This window comes from Pseudomonas sp. 10(2024) (assembly GCF_045164175.1).
Lineage (GTDB): Bacteria > Pseudomonadota > Gammaproteobacteria > Pseudomonadales > Pseudomonadaceae > Aquipseudomonas > Aquipseudomonas alloputida.
The window spans coordinates 2,189,092-2,202,067 of record NZ_CP174006.1; the positions used below are offsets into that span (position 1 = coordinate 2,189,092).

Here is a 12,976-nt window from a genome sequence, read left to right on the forward strand (position 1 = left end):
AACAACAACAATGAATCAGCACAATGAGACACCCCGGTTGGCCACGCCACAGCCGTCACGCCATCTGCATCCCACAGTCAGGGCCAAGGCGCTGACCCACCTGATCTTCCAACGGCCCGACCTGGACAAGGCATCCGGGTTTCTGGTGGACTTCGGCCTGATCGTCAGTCAGCGGTCCGCCGATACACTGTACCTGCGCGCAACTGAACCCAGCCCCTACTGTTACCGAATCCACCAGGCGGACGAAGCCCGCTTTGTCGGGTTTGGCCTGGCCGTGCAATCGCGCGCGGACCTGGAAAAACTCGCGCAAATCCCAGGCGCGTCCTCGGTACAACCCGCGCCCCATCCGGGCGGCGGGTATTTCGTCAGTCTCACCGACCCCTCGGGCTTCATTGTCGAGGCGGTATACGGACAGAGGCCAAGTCAGGCATTGACGAGCAGGGCTCCGCTTCCGTTGAACCTGGCCACTGCGCAGCAGCGAATCAACGCCACGCAACGCCCGCCCATCGCGCCTCCCGAGGTGCTGAAACTGGGCCACATCGTGCTTGAGGTGGCCGCATACCAAGCCACTTGCGCCTGGTACACGCAGCATTTCGGTTTTATCCCAAGCGATGTCCAGGTGTTGCCCGACGGCTCACCCATTGTCGCCTTCATGCGTCTGGACCTCGGTGACGTCCCGGCCGATCACCATACCCTGGCCATCGCACAAGGCTTCATGGCGACCTACAGCCACAGCGCCTATGAAGTGGTTGATGCCGATGCGGTAGGCATGGGGCAGCGCGTTATGCGAGATCGCGGTTGGGAGCATTCCTGGGGGATCGGCCGGCACATTCTAGGCAGTCAGATCTTCGATTACTGGCAGGACCCATGGGGCGACAAGCACGAGCATTACTGCGACGGCGATATCTTCACCGCCACATGTCCTACGGGACTTCATCCCGTGAGCCCCGAAGCGATGGCGCAATGGGGCCAGCGCATGCCCAGGAGCTTTACCAAACCCAGGCTCAGCCTACCCAATCTGGTCACGCTGTTGCGCAACCTTCGGCGCACCCCTGACCTGACTTTACGCAAGCTGATCACGCTCATACGGATGTTTGGGTAGTGCTTGCCATGCCAGGCAAACCTAAGCCTTTCGGCAGGCGCGACATGCTCAAAGCCGGGGCCGTAATAGCCGGCGGCTCGTTGTTTTACGGTCTGGCCAGCTCTTCATCGGAACAACATCAAAGTTCTCGTGCCACTGAGCCCGGGACAAACGCTGCTTCAGGAGTACCTTCCATGTCTGTCGTGCACGTAGTTCGTTTTGAGTTCGAGAACGGTATCCACTGGGGCGTGATCCGCCAAGGACGTATCACGCTTGTGCCAGGCGCTTTCGCTACCACGGGCGATTTCATCAGCAACAATCGCGTCGAGGCGCTTGCAGAGTTGAAAGGCAAGGAGCTGGACGAGTATGAGGTGAAGCTGTTGTCGCCTCTCACCCGTAATCAGCAGTTCGTTTGCCAAGGGGCAAACTACCGGCAGCACATGATCGAGTCGGGCATGGACCCCGACGCGAAGAAGTACAACATGATTTTCACCAAGGCGACCAGTTGCCTGGTGCCAGCGGACAGCGTCCTCATCAAGCCGAAATCGGTGCGTTTCCTGGATTATGAAATCGAACTGGGCCTGGTCATGAAGCGTGCCATCACCGGTGCGGTTTCTGTCACTGAGGCCAATCTGCACGAGTTCATTGCAGGGGTCGTCATCGTCAACGATTATTCGGCGCGAGACATTCAGATCCCGCAGATGCAGTTCTATAAAGGCAAGAGTTTCCGCACCTTCGGGCCGGTTGGCCCTTACCTTTGCCTGCTGGGTCCCGATGACATGCATTACCTCAAGGAGCTGAACCTGCGCCTTACGGTAAATGATGAAGTGCGTCAGAGCGATAGCACTGCCAACTTGGTGTATGGCCCCGCTGAAACGCTGACCGAGCTGTCTGGTGTGCAGGACCTGGCCCCCGGCGACCTGATCGCCACCGGTACGCCGGCGGGATGCGCTTTGTCGATCCCGTCCCCTGCCAAGCAGCGCATCGCTGCACTGATGCCTGAAGCCACCAAGTGGCAGCTGTTCCTCAAAGCGCAAGAAGGCCGCACGCAGTACCTCAAGCACGGTGATGTAGTCGAAGCGCGTATTCGCAGTGCCGATGGCGTGATTGACCTCGGCGTACAGCGTAACCGCGTAGTGGGGGAAGCGTGATGCTTGTCCGGTCCCTGAAGGATGTTGTCGACCTTGAACAGGTTCCGTTAGCGCAGTGTGGGTTGGCTTCAAGCACGTATGAAGCGTTGCGTCTTGCCGCTGAGCGCCGGCCCCAGGCCCCGGCGCTGAGCTTCTTGCCCGACGCGGCTAACTTGTCGTGCACCCACCAGTGGAGTTACTCCCAGCTCTTCGCGGACGTTACCCGTGCAGCCAATGCCTTTTACGACCTGGGCGTCAAGCCCGGTGATGTGATTGCGTTTCTGCTCCCCAACCTGCCCGAAACCCATTTCACGATCTGGGGCGCAGAGGCAGCAGGCATCGTCATGGCGATCAATCCGCTGCTGGAAAGCAGGCAGATTGCCGCGTTGTTGAACGCGGCGAAAGCTACCGTGGTCGTTACCCTTGCGCCGACGTGCAGCGATCTGTGGCCGAAGCTTGCATCGCAACTGGAGCACCTGCATTCGGTCAAATCGATCGTGTGGGTCAGCATGAGGCACTACGTCAGCGAACCCGTGCGCGCCCCGCTTGACGCGTTGGCGCTGAAGGCGCGGGCTGGTCACGATAACATCGAGATCCATGAATGGCATGCGCTCATGGACGGGCAGCCCGCCACGCACTTGAAAAGCGGGCGGCAAATCCGCTCGGAGGAACTGTCTTCCTATATCTGCACGGGGGGGACTACCGGCCTGCCCAAGATTGCCGCGCGAACCCATGGTGCGGAAGTGTTCAATGCCTGGGCGGCTGCGGCACATTTGCAGCCGCACAACGAAGGCGATGTGTTCTTCTGTGGTCTTCCGCTGTTTCACGTGAATGCCCAGATGGTCACCGGCCTGATGCCCTGGACCCAGGGTGGGCATGTCATCCTCGGTACAGCGGACGGCTATCGTGGCGATGGAGTGATCGCGCGGTTCTGGGAGATGGTGGAGCACTTCGGCATCAACTTCTTTTCGTGCGTTCCAACGGTGTGCGCGGCCCTGCTGCAACATGAGTCGAAGGGCCGTGACCTTTCTACGCTGCGCTATGCGGTGTGCGGTGCCGCACCCATGCCGGCTGAACTGTTCCGTGAGTTTGAACGTAGCACAGGCGTGAAGATCCTCGAGGGATATGGGCTCACCGAGGGCACCTGCATTTCCTCGGTCAACCCGCCGCATGGTGAACGCCGAATCGGCTCCATCGGCATTCGGATCGCTCATCAGCAAATGCGCTCGGTCCTGCTCGATGAGGCGGGGCATTACCTGCGTGATGCTGGTGTAGACGAGGTCGGCGTCATTTCGCTGTCAGGCCCGAATGTCTTCAGCGGATACCTGGAGGCGGGTCACAACCGGGGTTTGTGGATCGAGATCGATGGTCAACGATGGCTTAACACCGGGGACTTGGGGCGCCAGGACGCCGAAGGCTACTTCTGGCTGACGGGGCGCAAGAAGGAACTGATCATTCGCGGGGGCCATAACATCGATCCGAAGCAGATCGAGGAAGCCTTGCAGATGCATCCTGCCGTGGCACTGGCTGCAGCGATCGGCAGCCCGGATGCCTACTCCGGTGAGGTTCCGGTCGCGTTTGTACAATTGCGGCCTGATCACAGCTGCGACGCGAAGACGCTCGAAGCGTTTGCCCAGCTCAACATCAGCGAGCGGGCAGCGATACCAAAGCGGATTGAAATACTCGAGACAATGCCGTTGACGGCAGTGGGGAAGATTTTCAAGCCGGCTTTGCACCAGAGAGAGATCAGCAGGGTGATCGGGCGTGAAGTGGAACGTGTGGGGCTCAGGCATATTGCCGTTGAAGTACGCCAGGACGAGCGGCGTGGGTTGGTCGCGCACATTCAAGCGGGTGACCATAAGGAAACCCTGGCGCGCCTCCTCGGTCGCTACAACTTCCAGGTGGAGTGGGTGACCCATTAAAAGCGCCACCTGAACAATCAGCCGATCGCTGGCAGAAATAGCTCGGATCTATATGCAGATGTATTCACTTGCCCAGGGCGGAAATCGTCCCGGTAGGCGAAGCCTTGTCTGCGTGCAACAAAAACAATAATAAGAGGTGGGAAATGAAGCGGGAAAACCGTTCAATCTTTGTCGTTGGTCATGTGCTACTGAGCCCGTCGATAAAACTCCTCGGTTCGTTGCTGGTACTGGGTGCCTCTGGCGTTGCTAGCGCCAATGGCATTGCTCTTAACGAGCAAAGTTCCAGTAGTGCCGGAACAGCGTACGCAGGCAGGTCATCTTCCGCACTGGATGCAAGCACTCTTTACGGTAACCCTGCCGGGTTGACCAAGCTGAAGCGCAGTGAGCTGTCCGGCGGATTCGCCTCCCTCGCAGTGAGCGACGATATCAGCCATGCCCGGAGCAGTGTTTCAGGGACGAATAAAGGCGACTCGGTACCTCTGGCGGCCATACCCTTCGGCTATGCATCCACACCCATTGACGAGCGGTTATCGATTGGCCTGGGTTTTTATGCGCCGAGTGGGCTGGTCAATGATTATGAACGTTCATTTCAGGGGCGTTACCACGGCTCCTACAGCACGACCAAGGAAATGACCCTGCAACCGACCATCGCCTATCGCGTCAATGACGTATTGTCGATTGGTGGAGGACCGACGATCAATCGGTTCAATGCGAAACTTGAGAACTCTCTGGCTACAGGCCCCTTGAATGGCCAGGACACACTGGTAACCATCAAGGGCGATGATGTGGCGATTGGCTACAACGTCGGCGTGCTTGTCGATGTCAGCGAGTCGACACGTTGGGGGGTGACTTATCATTCAAAAGTCAGCTACCACCTCGAAGGGCATACCGAGGTATCCGGGGCGCCCAGCGCACTGTCACTGGACGGAAAGTATGCCGCGTCGATGGATCTCACAATGCCAGAGTCTCTGGATACCTCTATTACTCACAAGTTCAACAGCCGTTGGACCGGATATCTGGGAACCACCTGGACCCGTTGGAGCCGGCTTCAAAAGTTTGAGGCGGTCAATAGTAGTGTTTCATCCACCGGCCAACTACTCGGTTTCGGGAAAGTGGGGGAGTCGTTGAACTGGCATGATACATGGTCCGCGGCGATAGGGGTGTCCACCCAATTGACATCACGGTGGCTGTTGAGGGCTGGTTACGCTTATGACCCTGCACCGGTAGGAAACACCGACCGCAGCGTGCGCATTCCGGTGGGAGATCGCCAAGCTGTGACCGTGGGCGGTGCCTACTCACCTGATGCGGACCTCACCATTGATTTCGCCTACGGTTACCTCTGGGATGCCAGGGTTTCAGTGAAGCATGAAAACAAAACCGGACTCCAGCCGCAGTACTCGGCTGAATATCAGAATCACGCACATGGAGTATCAGTCCAGGCAACCTATCGTTTTTGATCGTGGTGCAGCGTCTCGAAACCAAGGGGGCACTTCACATACATGAAAAGGTCTTGTCCGCCCTAGCTACCCTCAATAAACCACGCTGCGACGATTTAATCTGGGCTAGGGGGAATAAATCTGTCCCCTTTTCAGTCAATAATTCGTTCATAAAACAATTTCAGAGAAACGCTCGGTGCATCACCCCGGGAGCGGCCGTGTCGACCCTGCCCCCTTGGCATAGGCGGTCGAAGTCCGGCTGGTGTTGTTCACCCTGCGCCAGGTTTATCCGACGGATCCGGTAAGGCACGCCAAGCGCCTCTAGCATGATCAGGATCTTGTGACCATTGGCCGTCGGCGCGAAATAAAGTGTGTACATGGATACGGCTCGCAAAAACCAATCAGTGGCGGGAGGGGCAATCGGCGCGGTTGAGCCCGGCCCGTTCCGCCAGGGCTCAGGCAATCGGATAACGCTTGAACAGATCGGTCTGTTCCAGGCGGGCCGCATGGGCATTGATGGCCGGGAAATCGCTGGCCTTGACTACGTCGGGCAGCATCAACTGCATGAACGACCAGGCCACCGCACAAGTGACCTCAACCTGGTCTGGGCGCACGCCGTCCGACGCTTGTGCCGCCAATTGTTTGTCCAACTCCGCGCACGCCGCCAGCAACTGCCGGGTGACGCGTTCCACCCAGGGCTGATGAAGCTTTTCCGCCGGGCGAAGATTGTGTTCATAGACGATCTGGACGGTCTTCTCGCATGCCGTCAGCGCCAGCCCCAATGTACTCAAAGCTCTGGCCAGCGCCTGCGGTTGGCTTGGCAATAGCTTGCTCCCGGGTGGGCTGAGGGTCTCGAAATAATCGATGATCAGGGTCGAGTCCATCAGTACGGAGCCGTCATCGAGCAGCAGAGTGGGCGCTTTGACCACCGGATTGATCCTCGAAAACTCTTCGAATGTGCTGAACACCGACAGTGGGGCATGTTCGAACTCGATGCCTAGAAGGTCCAGGGATATAGCTACCCGGCGAACGTAAGGTGAATCCAGCATCCCAATGAGTTTCATCGATAGTTTCCTTGATTGATGTTGATCTCTAATGCCGTTGTCTGGCGTTTGAACAGCAGGGGCAGCGGCCATGGGAACGGATACGCCGGGTGCTGCTTCTGTGCCCTGACTGGCTCCAGCTGCAGAAGACCTTCCCCATCAATCAGCGCTAGCCCGGCAGACAATTTCACACGCTCGCCGGGGCCAATTGCGAAGTCGACACCGTCCGCGCTGATCCAATGCTTGCCGCTCACCGCACGCGTGTAGATGTCGTGAGTAAACCGCACCGAAACCAATTGCGCGCTGGTCAATGAAATCTGCAACCACTGGTGGTCTTCACAGTCAGGATTACCCGTTGTCATTTGCCGTGCTCCCCACGCACCGTCTATGGCTCCAGTCCTCTTGCCAGTCGAAGACTTTACCGTCACTTACATTAATGAGAGCCTTGCCACTTATAAATCAGTTTTTTTTCCACTATTTGTAAGAAATACTTACATGTCGAATATTCCTCCAATCACCTGCCTACGCTGCTTCGAATCGGTTGCAAGGCTGGGGAGCGTCACCGCAGCCGCCAAGGAGCTGCATGTCACCCATTCGGCCATCAGCCAGCAGATCAAGGTGCTGGAAGAGATGATCGGCGTCACCCTGTTCGTCCGTGAGGGACGGGGTCTGCGGGTCAGTGAGGACGGACGACTGTATGCCTTGCAGATCCGCGAATGCTTGGGCGGAATCGCCGAAGCCACGCGACTGATCAAGACGCAACCCAAGTCAACGGAGCTGGTGATCGCCGTTCTCCCTTCGTTCGGATTCAGTTGGTTGTTGCCCCGCTTGCCACGTTTCCAGCAATCACAGCCGCATATCAGCGTCCGGCTGCAGGCCAATCTGGCGCTATCGGACCTGACGCGGGAATCTGTCGACGTAGGGATCCGCATGGGCAAGGGCGACTGGGACGGGGTGGAGCAGCATCTGCTCTTTCATGACGAGACGCTGGTGGTTGCCGCTCCGCACTTCAACGGCGGGGCGCTACCACAGACCCCTGAAGAGATCATCGGCAGCAACATTATTTTCAACATGGAATCATGGCAACCGTGGTGTCAAGCGGCCGGGCTGGATAGGGAAGTCCCACGCATCGGCCTGTGCAGCAACGACTCCAACCTGGTACTTCAAGCCGTGCGCTTGGGCCAGGGGATCGCCCTGGAGCGCCGCAGCCTTGTGCACGACGCGATCCAACGAGGGGAGTTGGTGCAACTCTCCCCCGTGATCGCTCCCTATCCCTACCCGTATTGGCTGGTATTACCCAACCGCGAGCGTTCGGAAACAAAGCAGCAGGTGTTCTCAAGTTGGCTGACACATGAGGTCGCTGTATATCTGAACAAACTGGATCATGGCAGCAAGACGGTCCGATGATGGCCGACTATTGCCTTTGCCAAGGGGCTGTTACCGACCCTTTGCAGCCGTTCGAGGTGTCTAAGAAACCTGTGGCGATTAAGAAGCCACTCACTATGGGTCGCTTCCGGCCAATTCGGCCATCAAATATGTAGGGGTAACAAAGGCGACTCGAGGCGACTTAATAGCTGTCCCGAGTCGCAAAGAATTAAGCGGAGAAACCACCATCAATCGTCAAACTGGCGCCGGTGATGTAGCCGGCTTCCGGACCGGCCAAGTAAACAACAAAGCCGGCAATTTCCTCAGCTTTGCCGTAGCGATCCAATGCCATCAGACTTTTCAGATACTCGGCGCCATCTCCATCGGCCGGGTTCATCTCTGTGTCCACCGGACCGGGTTGCACATTATTTACAGTGATGCTGCGTGGACCTAGATCGCGAGCCATGCCTTTGGCCAAGCCAACCAGCGCCGATTTGCTCATAGCGTACACTGCACCACCGGCAACCGGGATACGCTCAGCGTTGGTGCTGCCGATGTTGATTATGCGCCCGCCGTCGACCATGTGCTTGGCAGCTTCCTGGCTGGCGACGAATACACTGCGCACATTCACCGCTAAGGTATGGTCAAGTTGCTCCAGGGTGAGCTCTTCGGTGCTACCCCAAGCAAGTACGCCGGCGTTGTTGACTAAAATATCCAGGCCGCCGAAGTGCTCGACTGCCGCGCGAATAGCTTGCTGCACGGCTGCAGCATCAGTGCTGTCGGCCTTGATAGCAAAAGCCTTACCACTCGCTGCAATCACTTCACTGGCCAAAGCATTAGCTCGCTCGGCTGACGATGCATAGGTGAAAGCCACTGCTGCGCCTTCGCGGGCCAGGCGTTTTACGATGGCCGCACCGATACCGCGAGAGCCGCCTTGTACAAAAGCCACTTTCCCTTGCAGGGTCCGGGTAGAGGTCATGCTGTATCTCCATTACAAAAAAGTTAGGCCAGTCTGCCTATGTGTGAGCAATATAATGACTTTTGCTAGGTTTCATTTTTGTCTAGGTAGAGATCATCACAGTTGGCGATTAAGTCAGGATTATGGGAGCCCGATTTGGGTTTACTGACTTCCTCAGGGCGTGAGGTGGCCCTTCGCAAAGTACCGCAATCGGCCAGAAGCGGACCTCAACGGTCGTTACTTCAATCAGCCTTCACGCCCGCAGCGCTCACTTGCCATCCCGGTAAGGTGCAGCTACTGTCAGCTCTATGAATCAACCACGAATTGCCTTGACCACGACCGTCACGACCGCCAGAGGCTGGTCGTGAGGAGGGCGTGAGCCAATAACGCACGAACTTCAAAGGCCTGCCAGTGATGGAAAGGGCCTTTTCTTTTGCCCTTGTGTCGCTGGCCAAAATGCAAGGGAAAAGCATTATGTATGCACTGTTGATTCTCGACATGCAGATTGGATTGTTTCATGGCCCGGATAAGCCATGGGCTGGCGACGCGCTGCTAGACACATTGAATAATTTATTGAGTAAAGCCCGAAGTGCAGGAGCACCCATTTTTCTCGCCCGCCATATTGGTCCACCTGGGTCGCCAATCGAGCCTGGAAGCCCGTTGACGCAACTGGTGCAGGAGCTGGTGCTACAAGGCGACGAAGTGATCTTCGAGAAAAGCCGACCCAACGCGTTCTCCAAGACCGCCCTGGCTGATCGGTTACGGGATTGTGGAGCTCAGGGTGTGGTCATTACCGGAATGAAAACCCAATACTGTGTCGATAGCACCTGCCGCGCCGCACGAGATCTTGGATTCGATGCAGTGCTGATCGCCGATGGCCATACCTGCACCGACACCCCTGCCCTGAAGGCCGAAGAGATTGTCGCTCATCACAATGCGACCCTCGCGGGACCATTCTGTCGTGTCGTACACGCCGAGGACTGGTGTTTCTAATTGCCATCGCCAGACGGTTCGATTCCGACCTCGGCCTCCACCATTCCAAGGCCCCGCAGATTAACGTCTGCGGGGTTTTCTGTATGGGTCCCCAAAAGCCACGAGTTCGGTAACTTTTGGCATGGAGATTCCGAAATCTCTTGGCCAACCTTGAGTCGCGGTACTGCGCGATCAGGGCCGGCGTGCTGGGGGCCATTGATGTCTAGTCAAACACTGAGCGCAGCTGCTTGAGCTCGTAGATGTTGGCGGATGACCAGCTTGCGCTCGTCGTGCTGCTGTTCGGTCATGTCGTGGTTCTTGCGTGCAGGCGCCGCCCTCGCCGGGAACGCCTTATCGTTGAACTAGAGGTGATATGCTTCGCCGCTTACCAAACAGGGAGGGTGGTAATGAAACTGCGGGAGAGGCACAAGGCGTTTCAGGAATGGTTCACGCCGAGGCGGCGTAGGCGAGCGGGCGGAACCTTACTCGCCATCTGGGCTGTCGGCATCTTCATCTACCCTGGCCAGCACTGGATCTATGTATTGGTGCCAGGAATTATGTGGTTCTTTAGCGCATGGCCCCCGGAGCTTCACGACAAGCGCTGAGTCTCTGGCGGGGCTGCTGAATAGCCGATTGTCCGATTCAGCTCACAGATGAGTCAGACGAATTTGCGTAAAACTGCACGTTCGCTATGGTGGCAATAAACCACCTGACTACAACTAAAGTCGTAGGAGCGTCTCATGAGAATACGCGGTGATGTTTTCTGGGCATGGGCTGACCCGACGCTTCATCACCGAACTCACGACGAGACACTTGACGATGGGACATACATTGATGTTCAGACGCGGCTGTCGCGGACAGGCAAAACGCAGATGTTCATCGGGGTGTATGCCCCTGGTGGCATGGCTATCCTTGAAGAGGCCTTCGATTCTCGCCCTGGCGAGTCGATGACCAGGGCACTGGCGTGGGGCGTTGGCCGGGCCCGACGTGTCGCCGCTGAAGGTGCGGCTGCCGCAGGCTTTCTGGCTGCCTCGAAATAGCGGCCAGGCGCGCGGCGCCGGAGGTCGAGCGGCGACTTACTGTCATCAGCGAAGACGCAGTGCGTGAAATGCCTGCGTCGCCACACTTCCAGCTATCCGACAGAGTGGGCATCATCAGCCTGGCCCGTCATCCTCGCTGGCCAGCGCCCTCACTTTTGGATTTTTTCATCAAGGAGCCGTTGACATAGCGCACCGTGTTTTCCAGGGCTTGTGTCATGTCGGGATGCGTAAACTGGTACTTGCGCTCCAATTGCCTGCTGTTTCCCATGTCGAAGCGCTGCGTCTGAATAAAGTTCAATGACTCGGCGCTGATCGCCAAGCGGGTCGCCAGTCCCGGAATCGTCAATATCGACCTGAGCAACCCTATGGGTATATGGCGGCGGGGTGCCTTGATCTTTAGCGTGTCTGCGATCTGCCCAAGCATTCCCTGCAAGTTCGGTGTTCGCTCATACAGCGCCAGAACTTGCCGGTTGGCCATGGAGGGGTCGAACGCCACGCAAGTTATCATGTTCACCAAATAATCGACGCTGACCAATGGCAACCAGTGACTGGCGGAACCGGGAATGGCTTTGAACCGGCCTTGTGCCAGATTGCGAATGAGTTCGGCAAGCGGTTGTCCGTCCAGGATATGCCCGTTCTCGCTGTGGCCGCACACCGTAGCAGGGTGCACAATCGTGTAATCCGCATCCGCGTCTTGCATATAGCGGATGACTGCAAAATGGGACTCGAGTTTGCTGCCTTCGTAGCCGCCTACACGGGCGTAGACTGCGGGCCAGTTTGTGTTTTCAGGGCACTGAGTATCAACCCCGATACTGGCAAGGTGGTTGAGGTTTTGCAGCATGAAGCCGCCTACCATGAGCAATCGGACGCGCTGGCTGGCCGCAAGCCTGGCCACTCTCAGAGCACCTTGGACATTGACTGTGCGGGCGCGCTCCGCTGTCAGCCCCCAGGAAAATTGCGCCGCGAGATGGAAAAATACAGCGGCCGAAGTGACGCGTTCTTTGTCTGCTTCGCTGAGGCCAAGCCCCTCCTGGCTGATATCGCCTTCAACGGCATGGATATACTCAGGGTTACCCCCCAGTTGGCCTACCTGCTCCTTGAGGCGTTCGATGTTACCGGGGCTGCGCATCAGCACCCAGGTCTTGTGCCCTTGCGCAGTAAGACCGGCCAGCAAATGTTGCCCCACAAAGCCGCTGCCGCCGGTGACAAAGCACTCCACGCTCATGTTTGAACCCTTGTTTGAATGATGGGCGCAGGCTAAGGTGTAGAGCCTGCTCTACAGTCAAGGATTTTTAACGTGAATATTGGAGAGTTGGAGCGCCGGAGTGGGCTCAGCCGCCATACATTGCGCTATTACGAACAGCTCGGGCTTATCGAGCCACACCGACAAGCCAACAACTATCGCAGTTACAGTGAACAGACCGTTGCTGACTTGGCTTTCATACAGAGTGCCCAGGGCGGAGGCTTTTCACTTGCTGAGATTGGGGACATTCTAGTGGCCAGGCGGGGGAACACGATCGATTGCGCGCAAGGCGCCGTCTTGGTCGCCGCCAAGATGGCCGAGATTCAAACGAAGATCACCACGCTACAGGCCGCTTATGTTTTTCTGGACGCGGAGCGTGCCAAGCTCGAAGCCAGTGCTATTGCCAATGGGCAGATAATTCCCTGAAGGCCGGTCCATGACCCTTTTCGATCGAGCGTCAGCCTTCAGGTAAGGTTACACCGCAGATAAATTCATGCGTCCCCAAGCGGTGCGAGCCGAATTCCACCACGTAGCCGTCTCCTCTGCGCTGCGCCTCTGCCATGGCCGTTTTCTGGTCAGCATAAACGTCGACAAAATGCCATGGGTGTCGGTCTCTCAGGACCCCCCATCCGATGACCCAGCCTTCCCGCGAAGGGTCCGGCGGCAGGTGCTTCGCCAAGCTTCGAATGGACATACCGATCTCCTCATATGCACAGGCTCGCCCTTGCAGGTTGAGCACTTTTCTTGAACCACACCTAGCGGGCGTCGGTCTTCAGCATGAAGGAT

The 12,976-nt window shown here is 57.4% G+C and carries 14 protein-coding genes; 8 read left to right on the forward strand and 6 right to left on the reverse strand.

The genetic code is table 11. The features are described from left to right. The first annotated feature begins 10 nt into the window (after positions 1–10). The 4 genes from ACI7M0_RS09805 (at position 11) to ACI7M0_RS09820 (ending at position 5,590) form a co-directional block, all read left to right on the forward strand. The gene (locus ACI7M0_RS09805; RefSeq protein ID WP_129933311.1) at positions 11–1,102 is read left to right on the forward strand and encodes a VOC family protein; all 1,092 of its coding nucleotides are present in this window, start codon (positions 11–13) and stop codon (positions 1,100–1,102) included. Between the two features lie 173 nt (positions 1,103–1,275). After that, complete coding sequence (locus ACI7M0_RS09810) at positions 1,276–2,232, forward strand: fumarylacetoacetate hydrolase family protein (RefSeq protein ID WP_129933312.1); 957 nt, start codon at positions 1,276–1,278, stop codon at positions 2,230–2,232. Then, a complete protein-coding gene (locus ACI7M0_RS09815; protein ID WP_129933313.1) occupies positions 2,232–4,133 on the forward strand; it encodes an acyl-CoA synthetase in 1,902 nt (633 codons plus the stop codon). Before ACI7M0_RS09810 ends, ACI7M0_RS09815 begins: the two co-directional genes overlap by 1 nt. A gap of 143 nt (positions 4,134–4,276) precedes the next feature. Then, positions 4,277–5,590 (forward strand): outer membrane protein transport protein, encoded by a 1,314-nt coding sequence (locus ACI7M0_RS09820; protein WP_256658268.1) that lies wholly within the window; start codon positions 4,277–4,279, stop codon positions 5,588–5,590. A 160-nt stretch (positions 5,591–5,750) separates the two neighbouring features. Here ACI7M0_RS09820 and ACI7M0_RS09825 read toward each other — a convergent pair whose 3' ends face one another. From ACI7M0_RS09825 to ACI7M0_RS09835, 3 genes are all read right to left on the reverse strand, one after another. After that, positions 5,751–5,948 carry a hypothetical protein gene (locus ACI7M0_RS09825; RefSeq protein WP_405314579.1) on the reverse strand — a complete coding sequence of 66 codons (198 nt, stop codon included), beginning with the start codon at positions 5,946–5,948 and terminating at the stop codon, positions 5,751–5,753. Between the two features lie 76 nt (positions 5,949–6,024). Further along, positions 6,025–6,633 carry a glutathione S-transferase gene (locus tag ACI7M0_RS09830; RefSeq protein WP_405314580.1) on the reverse strand — a complete coding sequence of 203 codons (609 nt, stop codon included), beginning with the start codon at positions 6,631–6,633 and terminating at the stop codon, positions 6,025–6,027. Then, positions 6,630–6,974, reverse strand: a complete 345-nt coding sequence (locus ACI7M0_RS09835) for a hypothetical protein (protein ID WP_129934044.1) — start codon at positions 6,972–6,974, stop codon at positions 6,630–6,632. The genes ACI7M0_RS09830 and ACI7M0_RS09835 overlap by 4 nt, the downstream gene beginning before the upstream one ends. Positions 6,975–7,107: 133 nt before the next feature. On the opposite strand from ACI7M0_RS09835, the gene ACI7M0_RS09840 reads away from it, so the two are divergent. Beyond that, positions 7,108–8,019: a LysR substrate-binding domain-containing protein gene (locus ACI7M0_RS09840; RefSeq protein ID WP_405314581.1), complete on the forward strand. Its 912-nt coding sequence runs from the start codon at positions 7,108–7,110 to the stop codon at positions 8,017–8,019. 187 nt (positions 8,020–8,206) lie between these two features. On the opposite strand, the gene ACI7M0_RS09845 is transcribed toward ACI7M0_RS09840, so the two are convergent. Continuing rightward, complete coding sequence (locus ACI7M0_RS09845; RefSeq protein WP_070096540.1) at positions 8,207–8,956, reverse strand: 3-oxoacyl-ACP reductase family protein; 750 nt, start codon at positions 8,954–8,956, stop codon at positions 8,207–8,209. A 453-nt stretch (positions 8,957–9,409) separates the two neighbouring features. Between ACI7M0_RS09845 and ACI7M0_RS09850 the strand changes: the two genes are divergently transcribed. Together ACI7M0_RS09850 and ACI7M0_RS09855 are read left to right on the forward strand one after the other, a co-directional pair. Continuing rightward, positions 9,410–9,928: a cysteine hydrolase family protein gene (locus ACI7M0_RS09850; protein WP_129933711.1), complete on the forward strand. Its 519-nt coding sequence runs from the start codon at positions 9,410–9,412 to the stop codon at positions 9,926–9,928. A 719-nt stretch (positions 9,929–10,647) separates the two neighbouring features. Continuing rightward, the gene (locus ACI7M0_RS09855; protein ID WP_064492607.1) at positions 10,648–10,947 is read left to right on the forward strand and encodes a hypothetical protein; all 300 of its coding nucleotides are present in this window, start codon (positions 10,648–10,650) and stop codon (positions 10,945–10,947) included. 127 nt (positions 10,948–11,074) lie between these two features. Here the strand turns inward: ACI7M0_RS09855 and ACI7M0_RS09860 are convergent, their stop codons facing one another. Beyond that, positions 11,075–12,172 (reverse strand): SDR family oxidoreductase, encoded by a 1,098-nt coding sequence (locus ACI7M0_RS09860; RefSeq protein ID WP_129933710.1) that lies wholly within the window; start codon positions 12,170–12,172, stop codon positions 11,075–11,077. Between the two features lie 72 nt (positions 12,173–12,244). Between ACI7M0_RS09860 and ACI7M0_RS09865 the strand changes: the two genes are divergently transcribed. Then, positions 12,245–12,616: a MerR family transcriptional regulator gene (locus tag ACI7M0_RS09865; protein ID WP_076402891.1), complete on the forward strand. Its 372-nt coding sequence runs from the start codon at positions 12,245–12,247 to the stop codon at positions 12,614–12,616. Between the two features lie 31 nt (positions 12,617–12,647). Here the strand turns inward: ACI7M0_RS09865 and ACI7M0_RS09870 are convergent, their stop codons facing one another. Then, positions 12,648–12,884, reverse strand: a complete 237-nt coding sequence (locus ACI7M0_RS09870; RefSeq protein ID WP_020191348.1) for a hypothetical protein — start codon at positions 12,882–12,884, stop codon at positions 12,648–12,650. Between the last annotated feature and the right edge of the window lie 92 nt (positions 12,885–12,976).